Source organism: Labrys okinawensis, from assembly GCF_047345005.1.
Taxonomy (GTDB): domain Bacteria; phylum Pseudomonadota; class Alphaproteobacteria; order Rhizobiales; family Labraceae; genus Labrys; species Labrys okinawensis.
In genome coordinates this window covers 4,493,997-4,514,691 of record NZ_CP178864.1, presented here as the reverse complement: position 1 = coordinate 4,514,691, position 20,695 = coordinate 4,493,997, and the positions used below count along the sequence as shown (strand labels likewise).

Here is a 20,695-nt window from a genome sequence, read left to right as displayed (position 1 = left end):
CGGGCGAAGGGGTTTCGAATCAATGCCTGATACGATGGTGCGCAAGCGTCTGCTGGCTCAGCGGCAGGCCTTGCTTGATCTGGGCACACGCAACCGGCTGATCAATGTGCCGTTGCGCGTCAAGGGCGTGCGCACCATCGAAATCGTCGACGAGAAATGCAGCGAAATCTACGCGCTGCTCACGCAGGGCAAGGGCCTGACCTTCCTGCCGGGCCGGGAACCGTCGCCGGAGGAACAGGCCGAACTCGATGCCGCCAGCGAGGCGACAGCCGTCATTCCCCGGCCGGCGGATGAGGAACTCGATCGGAACGGCATCCCCAAACGCTATACCGATCTCAGGCTGCAGACCAGGCTGAGCGGGGAGGGGCTGCAGAAGCGTCTCTTCGACATCTGGTATGACGCGCGCAGCTTCGAGGAAGAGCAGGGCGTCAACATCCTCTATCTCGCCTTCGGCCTGTTGCGCTGGTTCGAGGACGACAAGTCCGACGTTGCCCGTCATGCCCCGCTGATCCTGCTGCCGGTCCGCCTCGAACGCTCCAGCGCCGCGGAGCGCTTCACCTTGCATTGGCGCGTCGAGCCGGCGTCGCCGAACCTCTCGATCCAGGCCAAGCTGCGTAGCGATTTCGGCTTGGTGGTCGAGGACTTCAAGGACGAGGACGATGTCGACATCGCGGCCTATCTGGCCGATGTCGCCCGCACGGTCTCGGGCAAGGCGCGCTGGAAGGTACTGCCGGATGCCATGGTGCTCGGCTTCTTTTCCTTCGCGAAATTCCTGATGTATCGCGATCTCGATCCCGAGAACTGGCCGCTGGGCAGCCCGATCGATGCCCATATTCCGGTGGCGGCGCTGCTCGGCGACGGCTTTGCCGCGCATGAGTCCATTGTAGCCGACGACCAGCCGATCGATCCGGCGATCCCGCCCCTGGCGCTCAACCATGTGCTCGATGCCGATTCCTCCCAGGCCGTCGCCATCGAGGAGGTACTGCGCGGCCATCACCTCGTGATCAAGGGGCCGCCGGGTACCGGCAAGAGCCAGACCATCGCCAACATCATTGCCGGCGCGGTGCTGGAAGGCCGCAGGGTGCTGTTCGTGGCCGAGAAAATGGCCGCTCTCGACGTCGTGCAGCGCCGCCTGCGCCATGTCGGCCTCGGACCGATGACGCTGGAGCTGCATTCCACCAAGGCCAACAAGCGCATGCTGCTGGAAGAACTGCGCCGCACCCGGGAGTTCACCCTGAAGATGCCGGTGCAGGATCCCAAGGTCGTCGGGCGCCTGGACGAGGTCCAAGGCGAGCTCAACCGCCATGCGGCCCTGCTGCATGCATCCTCTGGCCCGAGCGGCATGAGCCCCTATCGCCTCTTCGGTCATCTCCTGGCAATCCGCGAGGCAGGCGGCGTGCCGGGCTTCGCGCTCGACAATGGTGCAGGCTGGACGGCCGATGAGGCGCGAGCCCGTCATGACCTCATGGTCGAGCTTGCAGCGAGGCTCGGCGCCGTGGGCGATCCGGCGGCCAATATCTGGCGCGGCGTGCGGCGCGATTCCATCGACCCTGCCGAGCTCGAACGCCTAGGCAGCCTGATGCGCAGCGTCGAGGCGGATCTGGAGGCGGTGCAGGAGGCGGCTGCCACGATCGGCCGGGATTTCGGCGTCGCCATGAGCCGGATTCGCGATCTCGACATGCTCCTGCGCATTGCAAGGTGCGCCGCTGCCCTGCCGGCTGATGCAGATCGGCAGCTCCTGTCCCAGCCCGTCTGGCGGGAGGAAGCCGGCCGCTTCGGCGAACTGGTGACGCTCGGGCGCAGCTATCAGAGGGTGGCGGCCGCGGCAGCGAGCCTTTTCCGCCCGCCGGCCTGGAGTGCCGACCTGCAGCCGGTCAGGAAGGAATTCGCGGCGCGCGGCGCCTCCTGGTTCCGTTTCCTGTCGGGCAGCTACCGAAGCGCCAAGGCGCAACTGAAGGCAGTATTGGCCATCGAGATGCCGGGCGAGCTCACCGAGCGCCTGGCCCTGCTCGACGGCATGATCGCGGCCCAGGAGGAGCGGCGGCGCTTCGAGGCACTGGCGCCGCTCGGGGCTCGGGCCTTCGGTTCGCGTTGGGCCGGCGAGAATTCGGACTGGGACAGGCTGCAGGCCGTCACCGATTGGTGGCGCGACCACCGGCCCGATACCCTCGGCCAGGGGGACCATCCCGGCTTCCTCGATCATCTCGCCGCCCGCCCGCGCGGAGATCTCGGCTCGCTCGGCGCCGTGATCACGCAGAGCGTGCCGCGGCTGTTCGAAGACCTCAAGCAGCTCAGCGCCTTCCTCGACTATGATCTGGAAGCCAGTCACCGCGTCAGCGAATGCGCCGACCTGCCGATCACGGAGATTTCGGCGCAATTGCGCCTCTGGCTCGCCAATCTGGAATCGGTCAGCCGCTGGATCGCCTTCGCCAATCGTTGCCGCAAGGCCCGCGAAGCTGGCCTTGGGCCTCTGGTCGACGGCTTGCTTGCCGGCAGCATCCCGGGCGCGGCGCTGGTATCGACCTATGAGCGTGCCTATTACGAAGCGCTGCGGGCCGATCTCTTCGCCCGCCAGCCCGAGCTCAAGCGCTTCGATGGCGTCCTGCAGGAGCGGCTGGTCGAGCAGTTCAGGATCCATGATCGCGACCGTATCGCCCTGGCGCGTGAGAGCGTGGCGCTCAAGCACCAGCGCGAGCGGCCGACGGCCCTTGGCGGCATCGGGCCGTTGGGCGTGCTCAACGGCGAGATCGCCAAGAAGCGCAATCACCTGCCGATCCGCCAATTGCTCGACAAGGCCGGACCGGCCATTCAGCGACTGAAGCCGGTGATGATGATGAGCCCGCTTTCGGTCAGCCAGTTCCTCAAGCCTGGTGTGCTAGCCTTTGATCTCCTCGTCATCGACGAGGCCTCGCAGGTCGAGCCGGTGGATGCGCTCGGAGCCATCGCGCGAGCGAAGCAGATCGTGGTTGTCGGCGATGAGCGCCAACTGCCGCCGACGCGCTTCTTCGCCAAACTCACAGGCGAGAGCGAAGAGGCGCCGGAGGAGGAGATGACCTTCCAGGCGCGCGATGCCGAAAGCGTGCTCGACCTCTGCCTCGCCAAGGGCATGTCCTTCCGCCAGCTCAACTGGCATTACCGCAGCAGGCATCAGTCGCTGATCACCGTCTCCAACCGCGAATTCTACGACAACCGCCTGATGGTGGTGCCGAGCCCCTATCTCGGCGGTGGGAAAGGCGGAGCTGCGGCCGCGGGCCTGATCTTCCGCTATCTGCCCAAGGCGGCCTATGACCGCGGCAACAGCCGTACCAATCCGGAAGAGGCGAAGGCGGTTGCTGTCGCGATCATGGCCCATGCCCGCCACCACGCCTCGCAGTCCCTGGGCGTGGCGACCTTTTCGGTGGGGCAGCGCCAGGCTATCCTCAAGGAGCTGGAAGTGCTGCGCCGGGAGAGCCCGGCCACCGAGACCTTCTTCACGCGCGAGGGCAACGAGCCCTTCTTCGTCAAGAATCTCGAAAACATCCAGGGCGACGAGCGCGATGTGATCTTGATCTCGGTGGGCTATGGCCGCAGCGCCGAAGGGTATCTGGCCATGAGCTTCGGTCCGCTCAATCTGGAGGGCGGCGAGCGGCGGCTCAACGTGCTGATCTCGCGTGCCAAATATCGTTGCGAGGTATTCTCCTCCATCCGGGGCGAGGATATCGATCTCGAACGCGCCAATGCCCGCGGTGTCGCCGCGTTGAAGCTGTTCCTGACTTATGCCGAGACGGGCCGGCTGAGCGAGGCGGTCCAGACGGGCAGGGGCGCCGACTCGCTGTTCGAGGAGCAGGTGGCGGCGCGATTGGGCTCGCGCGGTCATGCCATCGCCCATCAGATCGGCAGCGCCGGCTTCTTCGTCGATCTCGCCGTGGTCGATCCCGACAAGCCGCAGCGCTTCCTGCTCGGTATCGAATGCGATGGCGCGCAATATCATGCCTCGCGCTCGGCGCGAGACCGCGACCGGTTGCGCCAGCTTGTGCTGGAAGCGCAGGGCTGGATCATCCATCGCATCTGGTCGACCGACTGGTATCTGCGCCCGCAGGAAGAACTCGACAAGGTCGAAGCGGCGATCGCTCGGGCGAAGGCGGCGTGGGCTCAGCGGGAGGCGGATCTCGTCTCGACGGCATCGCCCGTCGAGACCGACGCTGCAGCGCGGCCGGAGTTGCCTTCCTTGCCGCCGGAACTCGAACTACCTCCCGCACCAGCCTCAATCATGGCGGAGGTCGAGGTCTCCTCGCTCAGCCGGCCCTATGTCGAGGCCGCTCTGAAGACCAGCAGGAGCCACGAACTTCACGAGATCTCGACCGCCCGAATGGCCGCCTATGTCGTCGGCGTCGTGCAGGTCGAGGGACCGGTGCATGAGCAGGAGATCGTCACCCGGATCCGCGACGCCTTCGGCCTGGCGCGCGCCGGCAGCCGCGTGCGCGACGCAGTTCAGGACGGCATCGACGTCGCCCGAATGACCGGCAAGATCACCGGTGGCCCCTTCTACGCGCTGCCCGATGTGCCGGTGGCGCTGCGCGATCGCTCGGAGGTCGCCAGCCTGGGCCTGCGCCGCCCCGATATGCTGCCGGACGACGAGATCGAGGCCGCCTTCCTGGCCGTCATAGCCGCAAATTACGGCGCCCCCCGCGACGCCCTCCTCACCGCCGCCGCCCGCCTGTTCGGCTTCGCCGCGACGAGCTCGGTGCTGAAGGAGCGGCTGGACGATGTGCTTACCACGATGCTGCTGAAGGGCCGGCTGAAGCGGCAGAACGATCTGATTGTAAATGGATAGGTCTGCTCCGGCGTCTGTGCCTTGTCGATGAAGGGGCCCGCTGGCTCATCTGAGGGAGAGTGCCGATGGCTGTCGTCTACCCCGAAACCAGGAAACTGCCTGATAGGCCCGATGCAAGGGCGCCCGACGGTTCGGATGTGCGCGTCCTCCTCAACCTGCCGCGTGGCGGCATGGCCCATTTCGAGCTGGCCGCTGGCCTGATATCGCTGGCGGTCACCCACAAGACAGTCGAGGAGATCTGGTACATCCTTTCCGGCCGCGGGGAGATCTGGCGCAAGCAGGGCGAACAGGAAAGCGTGACTGACGTCTTTCCCGGCCTTTGCATCACCATCCCGCTCGGCACCCATTTCCAGTTCCGCTCCCTTGGCGATGAGCCACTTGCCATCCTCGGTGTGACCATGCCGCCATGGCCGCCCGAGGGCGATGCGATTCCGGTCGAAGGCATCTGGGTGCCGACGGTTGGTTAAGATGTGAAATTTTTGGGGGGCGGGTCTTCAGACCCGGCTCTTTATGGCTCCGCCGCGGCCAACGGGCGGGTCTGCAGGCCCCCCCCGGACGATTGCACCCATCTTCGAAGCCAGCCTCAGCGGAAGGGCGTGCAAAGTATGTCGTGCGAGGCGATCTCGCCGGCTGGCTGAAAGCCGGAGGCCAGCATCGTGGTGGATACCTGGCAGCCATAAAGCTCCGGCCCCTTCTGCAGGAACAGCACGATACCGTCATCGCGTACGGCCGACTGTACCTGGAAGCCGTCCGCCAGAAGCTTGTCGAGCGGCACCCGCGGCTCGTCCGTCATGAACGGCGCCACCACGAGCAGGACTTTCGCGACATGCGCGGGAATTGCCAAATATCCGATCATCGGCCCAAAATCTCCGGGCGAACCCTAGCCGCAGAGGCTAGGCCGTCGGGCAGGCCCGTACAAATAAAGAAAGCATAAGGGCGGCGAATGATAGGACTCAAGTATTTCTGTTATGCTTCTGATTCGCCTCGACTTTTTATCCCAGGCGAGCGCATGCGATGGTCAGGGCAGGATCAAATCGGACGCCAGAAGAAGCGTGTTCGTCAGATTGTGTTTCTCATCATGGCTTGACATGCAACCAAATGGTTGCATATTAACATTCATGAATGACGACACTGTCTTTCGCGCTTTGGCCGATGCCAGCCGCCGGCAATTGCTGGATCGGTTGCATGAGCGCAGCGGCCAGACGCTGGGCGAGCTTTGCCAGGGACTAGAGATGACGCGCCAGGCGGTGACCAAGCATCTCGCCATTCTGGAGGAGGCCAATCTCATTTCCTGGCAGCGCCAGGGGCGGGAGAGGCTGCATTTCATCAATCCAGTGCCGATCAACGAGATCGCCGAGCGCTGGATCGGCAAGTTCGACCGCCCGCGCCTCAGCGCGCTCTCTGACCTGAAGAAGAGCCTTGAAGGAGACGACCATGACTAACCCAGTCGGCAACACGTTCGTCTACGTCACCTATATCCGCACCACGCCCGAAAAGCTCTGGACGGCGCTGACCGATGCCGAATTCAACAAGCAATACTGGTTCGGCACGCATCAGGAGAGCGAGTGGAAGCCGGGCTCACCCTGGCGCCTGGTCTTCGAGGATGGCCGCACCGCCGATGCCGGCGAGATCCTCGAGGTCGAGGCCAACAGGCGCCTCGTGATCAGATGGCGTAACGAATTCCGGCCGGAGCTGAGGGAAGAAGGCTATTCGCGCTGCACGATGGAACTGGAACCGCTGGAAGACGCGGTGAAACTCACCATCACCCATGGCCTGGAGGGACCCGGCGAGAAGTTTGTCGAGGCCGTTTCGGGGGGCTGGCCGAAGATCCTCTCCAACCTGAAGTCCCTGCTTGAGACGGGGGAGATAGCCTTCAGCCAGGCGTACCCTGCGAATGCGAACCCGCATGCGAGCGCGGACACCCGGCCATAGGCGTTAGATTTGCGAAGTAAGCCGAGCGGAACGCGGAGTGTCGATCTCCTGATCGACATCTTCTTTTCCGGCAAACGCGACGTTTCCAAGAGTGTCGATCAGGAGATCGACACTCCGATCGCGACTCGCCTTGCGAGGTTAACTCCTATTCAGAATATACCGGAGTTTCACCGGACTATCGGTGTTGCATTCCCTTCGGGCGGATAGTGCATAGAGGCTGCGACGAAGGCCGGTCCCCACCGCCGGAGACCGGCCTTCGTTCTCCCTTTCACTAAGTTCTCCCATGGCATCAGATCCCCCGCAAACGCCCGTTCCCCCGCGCAAGTCGCGTCTTCGATGGTGGATCGTTCTCTTCCTTTGCCTCGGGGCAGTAGTCTATTTCGGCGGCGACGCCGTCGTCGCCTACACGGATGACGCCTATGTGCAGTCCGATTTCGTAGCCATCGCGCCCGAAGTGGACGGCGTGGTCCAGTCCGTCTCTGTGACGGACAACCAGTCCGTCAAGGTCGGGGACCGCCTCCTCCAGCTCGATCCTGAATCCTATCGCCTCGCACTGGCCCTCAAGCAGGACCAGGTGACCGCCGCCGTGGCGGATGTGGATGAGAAGACGGGCGCCGCGGCCGTGACGGTGTCACAAATCGATTCCGCCAATGCGGCGCTTCAGCTCGCACAGCAGGAATACAACCGCATCAAGCCCCTGGTGTCGGACCAGGCCCTGTCCCAGGAGGAGCTGAACCGCGCGACGGATGTCTTGCGCCGGGCGCAAGACCAGCTCGCCGAGGCGCGCACCCAGGCCGATGTGGCGAGGCGTCAGGTCGACCTGGCGAAAACGGCGGTCGAGGCCGCCAGGGCCGAGCAGGCCATCGCCGCCTATGCCCTTTCCCGCACCGAGATCAACGCGCCGGTGAACGGCTATGTGACCAACCTGACCTTGCGGCCCGGCGTCTATGCCAGGGTCGGCGCACCCCTGATCGGCATCGTGGATGACAGCCGCTTTCGCGTCATCGCCAATTTCAAGGAGAATGTGGCGGCGAGCCTCACGCCGGGCAAGACGGTGTGGATCTGGCTCGACAGCCATCCCTGGCGGCTGTTCCCCGGACGTGTGGAGAGTGTCGGGCGCGGCATTTCCCGTAACGATACGCCCGGACTCCTCCTGCCTTATGTGACGCCCACCACCAATTGGATTCGCCTGCTGCGCCGGCTGCCAGTCACCATCGTCTTCGACCCGCCCGTGCCCCCGAGCGATCTCTACATGGGAGCGGATGCGCGCGTCCTGATCATCCGATGATTACCTTCGAGCGGCTGGGACGGGAGATCAGGACCGAGATCGGCGCCATCTCCCTTTCGGGCCCCACGGCCGGGCTGGCGTTCCGCGCCGCCCTGGCGGGCGTGCTCGCCGTCGTGGTCGCCTTGGCCGCCCATCTCGACAATCCCTATTGGGCAGGCATCACCGCTTTCGGGCTGCTGCAGCAGGACGTCGCCGCCACGCTCTCGCGTGCGCTCGATCGTGTGCTCGGCAGCATCGTCGGCGCCGCCCTCGGCTATATGGTGGCCGCCACCGTGGCGGATCATGCAGTCTTTACCGGCCTCTGCGTGGTGATCGTCAGCTTCACGCTCTACGGCCAGGCGCGCATGGATCACAGCTATGCGGTGCTGCTCGTCGGCGTCACCGCCCTTCTCGTGATGTTCGGTTCGCTCTCGACGCCGGACGCGGCCCTCGATCTCGCTGTTTATCGCGGCCTCGAGATCATCGTCGGGGTGGCGGTGGCGAGCCTCGTGGATATCATGCTCGCGCCCCGGCGCAGCGATACGGCGAAAGGCGCCCCAAAGCCGGGAGTCTTCTCCAAGCCGGTGGATGTGGATCAACTGGTCATCGCCATCTCGGCGGGGCTCGCCATTGCGTCGGTGCCGAGCGTATGGACCAGCCTCGAACTGCCCGGCCTCGGCCAGACGCCGATCACCGCCTTCGTAATCATGATCGCCATGCGGCGTGATCCGCAATGGACCGCCGCGACGCGGGCCCTCGGCTGCCTCGCGGGCGGCGCCTACGGCCTTCTGTGCCTCGGCCTCGTCGGCGATTCCCTGTTCCTCTGGCTGGGACTGCTGTTCCTCGGCCTCTATCTTTCGGGCCACGTTCTGCACCGCAACGGCGATGCCTCCTATGCCGGCCAGCAAGCGGGCGTCGCCGCGATCATCGCCATGGTGGAAGGCCTGGCGCCCTCGGCCGACATCCTGCCAGCCGTCGACCGGCTGGTGGGCATTTTTGGCGGCATCGTGCTGGTATCCCTGTTCCAGATCCTGCTCTCGCCGGCGGTGCGCTGGTGCGTCCTGAGGGTGGTCCAGCCTAAGGCGTAAATGACGATACGCCTTGAAGTGATCCACGATCTCACCGCTTTCCGCTACCGCCAGATAGTCTCCTTCTCCTGGCTCGGAGCGAACTCCGGCGGCACCACCACGACCGGGTTCTGTCCCGGCGTGTAATTGTCGACCAGCGCATAGCCCTCGGCGATCAGGGCTTCGACATTCTGGCGCGTCATGGTCACGTCGAAGGGCAGGTGGGCGCCGAAGGGATCCCAGTCGGAGCAGACGGTGCTGACATGGTGCATGGCGCTGCGCGGCACCAGCAGGGAGAACTGCATCAGGCCCTCGAAGGTGGTGATCGAGTTGATGAACAGGCCACCGGGCATGCGGCCATGGGCATTGAAGTGCTGGACCAGCGCCTCCTTGGCCGCGGAGGGGCGATATCCGCAGCACAGCACTTCCGGCTCCGTACCGAGATCGCTGGCGGCGACGGCGTCGCGAAAACCGGCAAGGCGCTGTTCGGTGGCGTGCTCTCCAGGGACGCCGCCGAGAAAAAACAGATCACGCGGATGAGACTTGCGCTTTTTGATCTTGCGCAGGAGGCTCTCGGTGAGGGCGTAGGCGCCGCCGTAATTGTCGGTGACCACCGAGGGCGCATCATTCCCGGGCAGGTCGATATTGACGCAGGGAATGCCGGCGGCGTGGCAGAGCGCATTTAGGGGCGAGGTGTTGTGCACGCCGGCAAAGAACAGGAATTCGACCTGCTGGGAGAGCAGGGTGGACGTGACGTTTGCCTCCACCTCCTCCTCGCGCTGGCCACTCACCACGATGGGGCAGAGGCCGCGCTTGCGGCTTTCGGTCTCGAAGGCTTCGGCAAGGCCTGCGAAGAAGCGGTTGCGGTAATGCGGGATGATCATGCCGGCCAGCCCAGAGCGTGAGAGGCGCAGGCCCCGCGCCTTCATATTGACGGCATAGCCGAGCTCCCCCGCCGTCTTCAGGATGCGCTTGGCGGTCTCCTCCTTGATGCGGTAGCGCGTCCAGCTGCCATTCAGCACAAGGCTGACCGTGGACGGGGAGGCGCTCGTCGCTTCGGCGATGTCGTAGATGGTGGACCGTCGCCCGCCTGCTGCCCGCGGCATTCGTTTCCTCACTCCGATACCGTAGGGAGGACAAATACACCACCCTACAAGAGTGGATGCTAAATCCATTCAGTTTGCTTGACAACAAAAGCTAAATGGATTTAGCTCCTAATTCTCCGCGGGGCGACAACTCGCGGTTGCCGCTGCAGGCAAAGATAATTCATGGAGGAAATGACATGGCTTCGAGCTTCGATTCCATTCGAGCTGCCAAGATCGATCGCCGCAGATTTCTCATCGCCTCGAGCCTGGGTGCAGGCTCGCTCCTGCTGCCCGGCATGCTCGGCGCCGCCCGGGCATCAAAGGAGAAGCCGGTCATCGGCGTGGTCGTGAAGATCGGGGGCATTCCCTGGTTCAACGCCATGGAGGCCGGCATCAAGAAGCGTTCGGCCGAACTCGGCGTCGATGCCTTCATGGTCGGCCCGACCAGCGCCGACCCGGCCCTCCAGGTCCGTGCCATCGAAGACCTCATCGCCAAGAATGTCGACGTCATCGGCGTGGTGCCCAACGATGCCGAAGTGCTGGAGCCGGTGCTGGAACGTGCCCGCAAGGCCGGCATCAAGGTCGTCACCCATGAATCGCCCAAGCAGAAGCAGGCCGATTGGGATTTCGAGCTCGCCTCGGTGCAGGGCTTCGGCGAGGCCTATGCCAAGAACCTCATCGATGCGCTTGGCGGCAAGGGCGGATATGCGGTGTTTGTCGGCTCGCTGACCGTGCCCCTGCACAATGCCTGGGCCGATGCGGCCAACGCCTATATCAAGAAGAACGCGCCCGACATGAAGCTTATCGGCGACCGCTACGGCGTTGCCGAGGATGTCGACGCCTCCCGCTCCACTGCCCTCGATCTCATCCGCGCCCATCCCGACCTCAAGGCCTTCCTCGCCTTCGGCAGCCAGGGGCCGATCGGTGCCGCGCGCGCCGTGGCGGAGCGCGGCAAAAAAGGCCAGATCCTGGTGCTCGGCCCGTTCTCGCCCGGCCAGGGCCGCAAGCTCGTGCATGACGGCGTGCTCACCGGCGGCTTCATGTGGAACCCGGAGCAGGCCGGCGAGGTCTTCGTCACCATCGGCACCATGCTGACCAGGGGCGAGGAAATCAAGGATGGCACCAAGATCGAAGGCCTCGGCGTGGTACATCCGGATGGGCATAACCTGATCGTCGACCAGCTGGTCCAGCTCAACGATAAGACGGTCGACGACCTCGCCAAGATGGGGTTGTAATCTTTCCTGGGACCGCAGGCTTGGTGTGTCGACCTTCAGGTCGGCACCCTTCCTGTGGGACGACACGCTTCGGTGCCGATCCGGAGATCGGCACACTGTTCCTGGCCGTGAGGTTGCAATGACCACTGTGGCTGAGGCGCCTGCCCCCGCGCAGGCGCTGATCTCCCTCAGCAACATCTCCAAGCGCTTCGGCGGCGTGAAGGCGCTGCAGTCGGTGTCCTTCAACGTCATGCCTGGCGAGGTGCTGTGCCTTGCCGGCGAGAATGGCTGCGGCAAGAGCACGCTCATCAAGCTGATCAGCGGTGTCTACCAGCCGGAGCCCGGCGGCGAGATGCTGTTCGACGGCCAGCCCATGGACAATCTCAACCCGTCGAAGGCGAGGGCGCTCGGCATCCAGGTAATCTGGCAGGATCTTGCGCTCTTTCCCGAAATGGCGGTGGCGGAGAACATCGCCTTCGAGCGCAATCTCGGCGCCAGGCCGAGGCTTGTGAATTATGCTGCCATGCGGGCCGATGCCCGGCGCATCCTCGATCGCCTCGGCGTCGTGCTCGACCTCGATGCGCCCGTGCGCACGCTTTCCATCGCACAGCGCCAGATCGTGGCGATCGCCCGCGCCCTGGTCGCAGACGCCCGTCTCGTTTTCATGGACGAGCCGACTGCTTCTCTCAGCCAGGCCGAAACCGATGCGCTCCTGGTGATCGTGCGGCGCCTGGCGGCGGACGGCATCGCCGTGGTGTTCGTCAGCCATCGTCTCGCCGAAGTGCTCGATGTCTGCAGCCGCGTCACCGTGCTGCGCGACGGCCTCTATGTCGGCACCTTTCCCACTGACGGCATGACGCAGACCCGCCTGACCGAACTGATGACCGGCAAGACCTTCGACCAGGCCGTGCAGGCGCGCGACCATTCGGCTGCGCCGGTGGTGCTTGAAGTCGAAAAACTCACAAGGCCGGGCGAGTACGAGGATATCAGCCTCACCATCCGCAAGGGCGAGATCCTTGGCCTGACCGGACGCCTCGGGGCAGGGCGGACGGAGCTGGCGCTCTCCCTGTTCGGTCTCACGCGCCCGTCCGCAGGCATCATCCGGCTCAACGGCAAGGCGCTGTCGCTGCATTCCAACCGCGCCGCCATCGACGCCGGTATTTCCTACGTCTCGGAAGACCGGCTGCAGCTCGGGCTGATCCAGCCGCAATCGATCGGCGACAACGCCACCGTCACCGTGCTCGACCGCCTGCTCGATCTCTTCCGCCTGATCTCGCCGGCCAAGCGGCGCGGCCTGATCGACGAATGGGTGCGGGCGCTCGCCATCAAGGTTTCTTCGCCCGACAATGCCGTCTCGACCCTTTCGGGCGGCAACCAGCAGCGCGTCGTTCTGTCGAAATGGCTGGCGACCAACCCGAAGCTCCTGATCCTGGATTCGCCCACCGTGGGCGTCGATGTCGGGGCCCGGGCCGGCATCTTCGCCATCATTCACAAGCTCGCGCTGGAAGGCATGGCCATTCTCCTGATCTCGGACGAGATCACTGAGGTCTATTTCAACGCAGACCGCATCCTGCACATGCGCGATGGCCGCATGATCGGCGACTACGTCCCGGGCCTCGTGCCGATCGACAAGATCGAGGAGGATGTGCATGCCTGAGAACACCGCCGCGCGCGAGAAGCGCCGCTGGCTGATCGGCGGCACGGAGCGCTGGCTGATGCTGGTGATCCTCGTCATGATGGCGGGCCTCGGCCTGACCACCGACACCTTCCTGACGCTGTCGAACATCTTCGACCTCTTGAACACCAGTGCCGTGAACATCATCTTCGCCGCCGGCCTGCTGGTGGTGCTGATTTCCGGCGGCATCGACATCTCCTTCGCCGTCGGTGCCTCGGTGGTGCAATATCTCACCGCGCTCACAGTGATGTATCTTGGCGGCGGCAACTGGGCGCTCGGCTTCCTGGCGGCCGGCTGCTTCGGCTTCCTGCTCGGCGCCTTCAACGCGGCGCTGATCTATCATTTCCGCATCGTCTCGATCGTGGTAACCATCGCCACCTTCAATCTCTTCTTCGGCGCGCTGATGTTCTGCACCGGCGGCGTCTCGCTCTACGACCTGCCGGACTGGCTGTCGGACCGCATCGTGCTGCTGCATCTCGACACGGCCAATGGCTCGGCCGAGCTGACCCTGCCCGTCGCCGTGATGGCTATGTGCGTTTTTCTCACATGGCTGCTGCTGCGGCGGACCACCAGCGGGCGCCAGCTCTATGCCATGGGTGACAATCCCGAGGCTGCGCGGCGCGTCGGCATCAATATTGGGGCGATGCATTATCTCGCCTTCGGCTGGCTCGGCCTGATGGCCGGCATCGCCGGGCTGATGCAGGCTCATTACGCCCAGGAGGTGGTGCCGAACGCGCTCTACGGCCGCGAACTCGATGTGCTTGCCGCCGTGGTGCTCGGTGGTGCGCGCCTGGGCGGCGGCAAGGGCACGCTCCTTGGCGCGATCCTCGGCATCTTCCTGGTGGCGATCACCGAGAACGGGCTGAACCTGCTCGGCATCAGTCCCTACGCCTTCAAGATGATCATCGGCGCCATCATCCTGATCGCCATTACGCTGTCGAGCGACGGCGTGAACAGGCTGATCGGTTCCTGGCGCGGTCCCAAGACGCGGAGAGCGGCAGCATGAGTTCCCTTCCTGCCTCGACGGGCGGCGGCAGGCCCGGCCTGAAAGCTCTCCTCGCCAACGACGTGGTCGGCCTTCTCGGTTTCCTTCTCGTGGTCATCGTGCTGCTCGGCCTGACGACCGATCACTTTCTATCCGACACCACTTTCGTCTCCATCGCCTTCCAACTGCCAGAGCTCGGCCTGCTGACGCTCGCCATGCTGATGCCGATCATCTCCGGCGGCTTCAATCTGGCGGCGACCTTCACCGCCAATATCGCCGGACTCGCCATGGCCTGGGTCCTGCAGAGCTATGGCGGCGTCGATGCCGGCGTTGGCGCCTTCATCCTCGGCGTCCTCGCGGCGCTGGCGGCGGGCTCTGCCGCAGGCTGGCTGATGGGCACCATCATCGCCTATACGGGCGCCCATCCCATTCTCGTCTCGCTGTCGATGATGATCTTCCTGCGCGGGCTCGGCGAGTTCCTCACCCATGGCGGCGACATTTCGGGCTTTCCTCCCTTCGTCGGCGAGATCGGCCACGGCACGCTTCTCGGCGTCCCCGCGCCAATGTGGATCCTGGTCGCAGCCGCGCTGGCCTGGCATGTGGTGATGACACGCTCGCGCCTCGGCTTCGCCACCCGCATGATCGGCTCGAACATCGAGGCGACGCGCTATTCCGGCATAGACACCAAACGGGCGCTGACGTTGATCTACACGCTCTCCGGCCTGATGTGCGGCATCGCCGGCGTCGTCATGCTGGCACGCTTCAATTCGGTGCGCGTGGGCCATGGCGAATCCTACCTGCTGATCACGGTGCTTGCCTGTTTCCTCGGGCGTGTCGATCCTTTCGGTGGATTCGGGCGCGTGATTCCCGTGGTCATCGCCCTGGTGATCCTCCAGGTCATCGCATCCGGCCTCAATCTGCTCGGCGCCAACCAGCATCTGGCCACCGCGATGTGGGGAGCCTTCCTGCTTGTGGTCATGATCCTGCGCTGGGTCTGGGCACGTGAATTCCTGCAATCTCTCTTCACAAGGAAACTTGGATCGTAAGGATCGGACAACGGCTGGGAGCGCGGACGTCCTCGTCCGCTCTTGAAACTGTTCGCATGAAAGAACGGTCGCGGGTGCTTGCGACCTTCCTGGAGGTTCCTCCCCTCCTTCAAGAGTATCGTTTCAAGAGCGGACGAGGACGTCCGCGCTCCCAGGGAATTTCTCTCACCTAACCAGAAAACCCACATTGTAAGGATTGAATCATGAAGGGCTTTGGCATTCACACCAGCCTCTGGGCACATAGCTGGACCCGCGAGGCTGCGGAGCTGTCGATCGCGGAGGCGGCGAAGTACAAGCTCGCTTTCGTGGAGATCGCGCTGCTCGAGCCGGCCAAGGCCGATACCGCGCACTCAAGGGCGCTGCTCGAGAAGCATGAGATCGGCGCGGTCTGCTCGCTCGGCCTGCCGAATGATTCCCGCCCTACCAACAATCCGGACAAGGCGCTGGAATTCCTGACGCTGGCACTCGACAAGACGGCCGAGATCGGTGCCAAGGCCCTTTCGGGCGTGATCTACGGTTCGATCGGCGAGCGCACCGGCAATCCGCCGACGCAGGCCGAATATGATGCCGTGACCAAGGTGATGACGAAGGTCGCCGCCCATGCCCGCACGCTGGGCCTTGAGATCGGCCTGGAGGCGGTGAACCGCTACGAGAACCACATGATGAATACCACCGAGCAGGTGGTCGGCATCATCGAGCGCATCGGAGCGCCCAATGTCTTCCTCCACCTCGATACCTATCACATGAATATCGAGGAGAAGGGACAGGCCAACGGCATCCTGAAGGCCGGCGAGCATCTGAAATACATCCATCTCTCGGAAAGCGACCGCGGCGTGCCCGGCATGGGCACGATCGCCTGGGACGAGGTGTTCGCGGGCCTCGCAGGCATCGGCTTCAAGGGTGGCATGGCAATGGAAAGCTTCATCCACATGCCGCCACAGCTTGCCTCGGCTTTGTCGGTCTGGCGGCCAGTTGCCAATTCGCGCGAGGAGATCCTGGCCGAGGGCCTGCCCTTCCTGCGCAACAAGGCCAAGCAGTATGGGCTGATTTGAGCCGCACGGATTTTGCAGCAATCTCGGCCGGCCCTTAGGCCGGCCGAGAAATCGGCTGAAATGGGAGGCTTGTCGAGAATCACTCTCGCGGTGGTTGCATCGCGAAGAAGTATGTCGGGTGGGGATGGCCGATATCGTGGCTGCAAGCCAAAAAAAGCATCAGGGGCTGCAGAGCGTTCAGTGCTCCGGACCATGACAGGGAATGGCGTCTCCGTCATGCAGCCCCTGATGGGAAGTCGGGGTCCACGAGCAATTGCAATAGGGCAGGGCGAGTGACGCGCGCGTGAAAAACCGCATATTGCAGTTGCTGCTCTGCGCTCCTTCCCGGCCAAACCCGCCTTGCCGATCGCGACCGCCCCGCGGAACGATGATTGATCGCCCGGATGGACGCTGAAACGGCCCGGCGCGATTCCAGCGATAGGGCTTGCTCCCACTTTTCTCCCTGACGCATGATCGCTCCCAGAGAATCTTGGGAGGATGCGGCGTGTTTCTAGGCCTTGATATCGGTACCTCGTCCGTGAAGGCGCTTCTGGCCGATGGCGAGCAGCGCGTGCTGGCCAGCCACGACGTGGCCCTCACGGTGCAGCGCCCCCAACCGGGCTTTTCCGAACAGGCCCCCGATGCCTGGGTGGATGCCGTGATCGCAGCGGTCGATGCCCTGAAGGCCTCCCATCCCCAGGAAGTGGCTGCTGTGCAGGGCATCGGCCTCTCCGGCCAGATGCACGGCGCTGTGCTGCTAGGGGCTGACCACAGGCCGCTGCGGCCCGCGATCCTGTGGAACGATGGCCGTTCCAGCGCCGAATGCGCCGAGCTCGAAGCCAAATTGCCGCAATTGCGCGCCGTGACCGGAAACAAGGCTATGCCGGGCTTCACAGCCCCCAAGCTCCTCTGGGTCGCCCATCACGAGCCGGAGATCTTCGCGCGTTCCAGGCTGGTCGTGCTGCCCAAGGCCTATATCCGCCTGGCGCTCACGGGGGAAGCGATCGAGGAGATGTCGGATGCGGCCGGCTCCCTCTGGCTCGATGTCGGCAAGCGCGACTGGTCGGATGCGGCCCTCGAAGCCACTGGCCTGACGCGCCAGGCCATGCCACGCCTTGTGGAGGGCTCCGCGCCCGCCGGCCAGCTCCGCGCCGATCTCGTGGCGCGCTGGGGCATGGCCAGGGCGCCGGTCTTCGCTGGCGGGGCAGGGGACAATGCCGCCGGCGCTGTCGGCCTCGGCGCCATCAAGCCGGGCTCGGCCTTCGTCTCGCTCGGTACATCCGGCGTGCTGTGGGCCACGACCGACCGCTTCCTGCCCAATCCGGATCGGGCCGTGCATGCCTTCTGCCATGCCATCCCGCAGACCTGGCACCAGATGGGCGTGATTCTCTCGGCGGCCTCGAGCCTGGCCTGGATCGCCAATGTGCTGCAGACCAAGGAGCCCGTGCTGCTGGCCCCGCTCGGCGACAAGCCGGCAGCCCCTTCGCCCGTGCAGTTTCTGCCCTATCTCTCCGGCGAGCGCACACCCCATGACGACCCCCGCATCCGCGGGGTGTTCGCTGGACTCGCCCATGAAAACGGCCGCGACGCCATGGTTCAGGCCGTGCTGGAAGGTGTTGCCTTCGCCTTTGCGGATTGCCGTGATGCCCTGGCCGCCGCCGGCACCACCATCGCCGCCGCCGATGTGATCGGCGGCGGCTCCCGCTCGCGCTTCTGGCTGGAAGTGCTCGCCAATGTGCTGGGCTTTCCCATTCACCGCCTTGCCGATGGCGAGACCGGCGGCGCCTTCGGAGCAGCTCGCCTCGCCCGCCTGGCAGTGACGGGCGAGGATCCAGCCGCGGTGTGCACGCCGCCGCGCCGGGTCGAGACCATCGAGCCGGATCAGTCGCTTGCCGCCGCCTATGTCGAGGCGCTGGCGGGCTGGCGAAGGCTATATCCGGCCATGAAGGGGGCTGCTTAGGGCGTATCATCCGTTATGGTTTGGAGCAGGATGAGGTCATAAATGGCCAAATGGGAGGAGCGGCGCGACGCCAAGACATGCGTCTTGGCGAGGGCTGCGACGCTGCAGTTGGCCATTTTCCGCCTCACCACTCCACGGCGGGGCGCTTCTACCCCATTGGCGTGTCGCCACACCACAGGCTTTTGCCTGTGGTGGACGTAGCAAGCCGGAAGGCTTGCGTCCTCATCCTCCATCGACTCGGGTAGAATCGCTCCCGTCCTGCCCGAAACCATAACTGATGACACGCCCTGATAGGTCGAGCGCAATTTTGCCGCGTTGTGCCGTAACTAATGGGCTTGGAATCAGGTCTACGGAATAGTTCGATCTTCGACAGGTGCTTATGCGTGCATTGCTTTTGGCGATCTGGCTCGGGAGCCTCGGCATCACGCCGACTCTCGCGCAGAATGCTGCCCCGTCCTCCCCGGCGCCCGGCCCGCGCGCGGCGCTGGCCGCTTCGCCGGCGAGACCCACACCCGCCGATATCAGGCTGGCCGAGACGATCGTCTTCTATTACGTGCGCAAGGATCCGACGACCCTGTTTCCGGTCTTCGCGGCGCTGCGCGAACCGGGCGGACTGACACGCGCACGTCTGTCGCGGGCATCACTGGCCGGCTTCCTGTCGATGGTCTTCCTGCAGAACCGGTCGCGCCTGGAAGGCTGGATCGGCCCCGCCGCCAATTACCCGCCGGACATGAAATCGGCGCTGATCTTCGCGCTTTGGCAATCCGGCAATACCGACCTCATCTATCCGCTCTTTCACGAATTGCCGAACTTCACCACCGACAAGCCCGGCAATCTCTACACGCTTACGCCACGCTCGGACGTTGAGATGGACCTGAAATGGGGCGCCTTCTTCGCCACGGGTAATCCGGGCTTCGTCGCGGCCATGGTCGATGCGCTCGACGCCGGCCGGCCACTCACCGGTAGCCGCGAGCTCGATGCCGCCATCCGCAACACGTCGCTGGCAGGCTTGACCCTGAACATGCGCCAGCACGAGGTGCTGGAACGCTATATCCGCCAACGCTCCCTCGAGGCCGGCGGTCCCTACAAGCAGGTCCTCAACGCCCTGCTGGCTTCCCGCCAAGCGGCGTACAAGCCGGCCCCTGATCACGATGGCGATTTTGCCGGCGCCATCGCGACGTTGATGCTTCCGGAGAAGGGCGACGCCGACGGCATGGCGATGGCGGGCCCCGACGGGCCGCACACCGCCCGCCGCGGCGATACGATCGGGGTGACCGTGCTGTTCTCCGGCATGCAACTGGCGGACGATCTTTCGGCCGATGTCAGCTATGACATCAAGGTGACGGCGCCGGACGGCAAGGTCGATCCGAATTCGAGCCAGAGCGGCGTCGCCGCCCTCAAGGACAAGATACCGGGACGTTTCAACGTGCTGGACAGCCGTTCCACCCTCAGCATCCATTTCGAGCCGGATGATAAGCCTGGGCCTTACCGCATCGACGTGCTGCTCAAGGACAATATCGGCGGCAAGAAGGTGGCCCTCAGCCGCTCGATCGAATTGCTGGATAAGTAGGGCAGAGCGCACCCGGCGCGATGGGGTGCTTTTTCCAATCAGGACTCCTCGTCATTCCGGCGTTTCGCTCTGGTCGCCCGGAATTACGGGCGTTGCGACTGGTTTTGGCGCTACAGCGCGCAATGAGCACCCACGAAAAAGAAAGGAGCGGGCTGCTGGCCCGCTCTTGTCGATCTTGCGATACTCGCCTCAGTTCAGGCCGAGCGTGCCGCGCAGCTTGGAGAGGTCTTCGGCCAGCGTGGTGACCGGGCCCTGCAGGGCCTTGCGGTCTTCTTCCGTCAGCTTGTCGTAGGTCTCGTAGCCATGCGCCGTCTTGTACTTGGCGAGGATCTTCTCGACCGTGGCGAAGTTGTCGTTCACCTTTTCCGACAGATCCTTGTCGGCCTTGACGGTCAGCGGATGCAGGAGATCGACGATCTTCTTGGCGCCGTCGACATTGGCCTTGAAATCCCACAGATCGGTGTGGCTGTAGCGGTCTTCCTCACCCGTGATCTTGGTGGCGCCGACTTCCTCGATCAGCGCGGCGGCGCCGCCCACCATCTTTTCCGGCGGCACGGTGAGCCCGGCGATGCGCTTCTGCAGGTCCTGCACGTCGGCGTTCAGCTTGTCGGCGATCGGCGCCAGACCGTCGGTGCTCTTCTTCTCGAACAGCCCGTATTCGATGCGGTGGAAGCCGACGAAGCCCGGATCCTCTTCCTTCTTCTCATGATCGTCGGCGCGCGAATCGATGCTGCCGTCGAGGTCGGAGAAGAGCTCGGCGATGGGCTCGACCATCTCATAATGGAAGCGGGTCGGCGCATAGAGCTCCTGGGCCTTCTTGAGGTCCCCGGCCTTCACGGCAGCGGTGAACTTGGCGGTGTCGTCGACAAGACTCTTCACGCCCTTGGCGACATAGACCTTGTAGTCGGCGACGGGCTGCACGAGGTCGAGCGGGGAGACTGCCCTGGTGCTCGCGCCGGCAGCAGTGGCAATGCCGAAAGCAGCGACACCCAGCAGGATGCGCCATCTGAGATTCTTCATGCGTTTCTCTCTTCAGTTCAAGGTTGAAGG

General features: G+C 64.4%; 16 protein-coding genes. 13 read left to right on the top strand and 3 right to left on the bottom strand.

What is annotated here, in order from left to right:
• Positions 1-22 precede the first annotated feature (22 nt).
• Together ACMDCR_RS21140 and ACMDCR_RS21135 are read left to right on the top strand one after the other, a co-directional pair.
• A complete protein-coding gene (locus ACMDCR_RS21140) occupies positions 23-4,813 on the top strand; it encodes a DUF3320 domain-containing protein (RefSeq protein WP_413988505.1) in 4,791 nt (1,596 codons plus the stop codon).
• A 65-nt stretch (positions 4,814-4,878) separates the two neighbouring features.
• The gene (locus ACMDCR_RS21135; RefSeq protein ID WP_413988504.1) at positions 4,879-5,280 is read left to right on the top strand and encodes a cupin domain-containing protein; all 402 of its coding nucleotides are present in this window, start codon (positions 4,879-4,881) and stop codon (positions 5,278-5,280) included.
• Between the two features lie 116 nt (positions 5,281-5,396).
• On the opposite strand, the gene ACMDCR_RS21130 is transcribed toward ACMDCR_RS21135, so the two are convergent.
• Positions 5,397-5,669 (bottom strand): hypothetical protein, encoded by a 273-nt coding sequence (locus ACMDCR_RS21130; RefSeq protein ID WP_413988503.1) that lies wholly within the window; start codon positions 5,667-5,669, stop codon positions 5,397-5,399.
• Between the two features lie 262 nt (positions 5,670-5,931).
• On the opposite strand from ACMDCR_RS21130, the gene ACMDCR_RS21125 reads away from it, so the two are divergent.
• The 4 genes from ACMDCR_RS21125 (at position 5,932) to ACMDCR_RS21110 (ending at position 9,100) form a co-directional block, all read left to right on the top strand.
• The gene (locus ACMDCR_RS21125; protein WP_413988502.1) at positions 5,932-6,255 is read left to right on the top strand and encodes an ArsR/SmtB family transcription factor; all 324 of its coding nucleotides are present in this window, start codon (positions 5,932-5,934) and stop codon (positions 6,253-6,255) included.
• The gene (locus ACMDCR_RS21120; protein WP_413988501.1) at positions 6,248-6,745 is read left to right on the top strand and encodes an SRPBCC family protein; all 498 of its coding nucleotides are present in this window, start codon (positions 6,248-6,250) and stop codon (positions 6,743-6,745) included. Before ACMDCR_RS21125 ends, ACMDCR_RS21120 begins: the two co-directional genes overlap by 8 nt.
• A 283-nt stretch (positions 6,746-7,028) precedes the next feature.
• On the top strand, positions 7,029-8,033 hold the full coding sequence (locus tag ACMDCR_RS21115; RefSeq protein WP_413988500.1) for an HlyD family secretion protein: 1,005 nt from the start codon (positions 7,029-7,031) through the stop codon (positions 8,031-8,033).
• Positions 8,030-9,100, top strand: a complete 1,071-nt coding sequence (locus ACMDCR_RS21110) for an FUSC family protein (protein ID WP_413988499.1) — start codon at positions 8,030-8,032, stop codon at positions 9,098-9,100. Before ACMDCR_RS21115 ends, ACMDCR_RS21110 begins: the two co-directional genes overlap by 4 nt.
• Positions 9,101-9,144: 44 nt before the next feature.
• Here the strand turns inward: ACMDCR_RS21110 and ACMDCR_RS21105 are convergent, their stop codons facing one another.
• Positions 9,145-10,185, bottom strand: a complete 1,041-nt coding sequence (locus tag ACMDCR_RS21105) for a substrate-binding domain-containing protein (RefSeq protein ID WP_413988498.1) — start codon at positions 10,183-10,185, stop codon at positions 9,145-9,147.
• Between the two features lie 275 nt (positions 10,186-10,460).
• On the opposite strand from ACMDCR_RS21105, the gene ACMDCR_RS21100 reads away from it, so the two are divergent.
• From ACMDCR_RS21100 to ACMDCR_RS21070, 7 genes are all read left to right on the top strand, one after another.
• A complete protein-coding gene (locus ACMDCR_RS21100; protein ID WP_413993687.1) occupies positions 10,461-11,399 on the top strand; it encodes a substrate-binding domain-containing protein in 939 nt (312 codons plus the stop codon).
• Between the two features lie 118 nt (positions 11,400-11,517).
• Positions 11,518-13,035, top strand: coding sequence for a sugar ABC transporter ATP-binding protein (locus ACMDCR_RS21095; protein WP_413988497.1), 1,518 nt, complete (start codon positions 11,518-11,520; stop codon positions 13,033-13,035).
• Positions 13,028-14,059, top strand: coding sequence for an ABC transporter permease (locus ACMDCR_RS21090; protein ID WP_413988496.1), 1,032 nt, complete (start codon positions 13,028-13,030; stop codon positions 14,057-14,059). The genes ACMDCR_RS21095 and ACMDCR_RS21090 overlap by 8 nt, the downstream gene beginning before the upstream one ends.
• Positions 14,056-15,084, top strand: a complete 1,029-nt coding sequence (locus ACMDCR_RS21085) for an ABC transporter permease (protein ID WP_413988495.1) — start codon at positions 14,056-14,058, stop codon at positions 15,082-15,084. The genes ACMDCR_RS21090 and ACMDCR_RS21085 overlap by 4 nt, the downstream gene beginning before the upstream one ends.
• A gap of 203 nt (positions 15,085-15,287) precedes the next feature.
• A complete protein-coding gene (locus tag ACMDCR_RS21080; RefSeq protein ID WP_413988494.1) occupies positions 15,288-16,136 on the top strand; it encodes a sugar phosphate isomerase/epimerase family protein in 849 nt (282 codons plus the stop codon).
• Between the two features lie 484 nt (positions 16,137-16,620).
• Complete coding sequence (gene xylB, locus ACMDCR_RS21075) at positions 16,621-18,075, top strand: xylulokinase (RefSeq protein WP_413988493.1); 1,455 nt, start codon at positions 16,621-16,623, stop codon at positions 18,073-18,075.
• Between the two features lie 379 nt (positions 18,076-18,454).
• Entirely contained in the window at positions 18,455-19,645 is a 1,191-nt protein-coding gene (locus ACMDCR_RS21070; protein ID WP_413988492.1) for a hypothetical protein, read from the top strand.
• A 189-nt stretch (positions 19,646-19,834) separates the two neighbouring features.
• Here the strand turns inward: ACMDCR_RS21070 and efeO are convergent, their stop codons facing one another.
• The gene (gene efeO, locus ACMDCR_RS21065; protein WP_413988491.1) at positions 19,835-20,665 is read right to left on the bottom strand and encodes an iron uptake system protein EfeO; all 831 of its coding nucleotides are present in this window, start codon (positions 20,663-20,665) and stop codon (positions 19,835-19,837) included.
• Between the last annotated feature and the right edge of the window lie 30 nt (positions 20,666-20,695).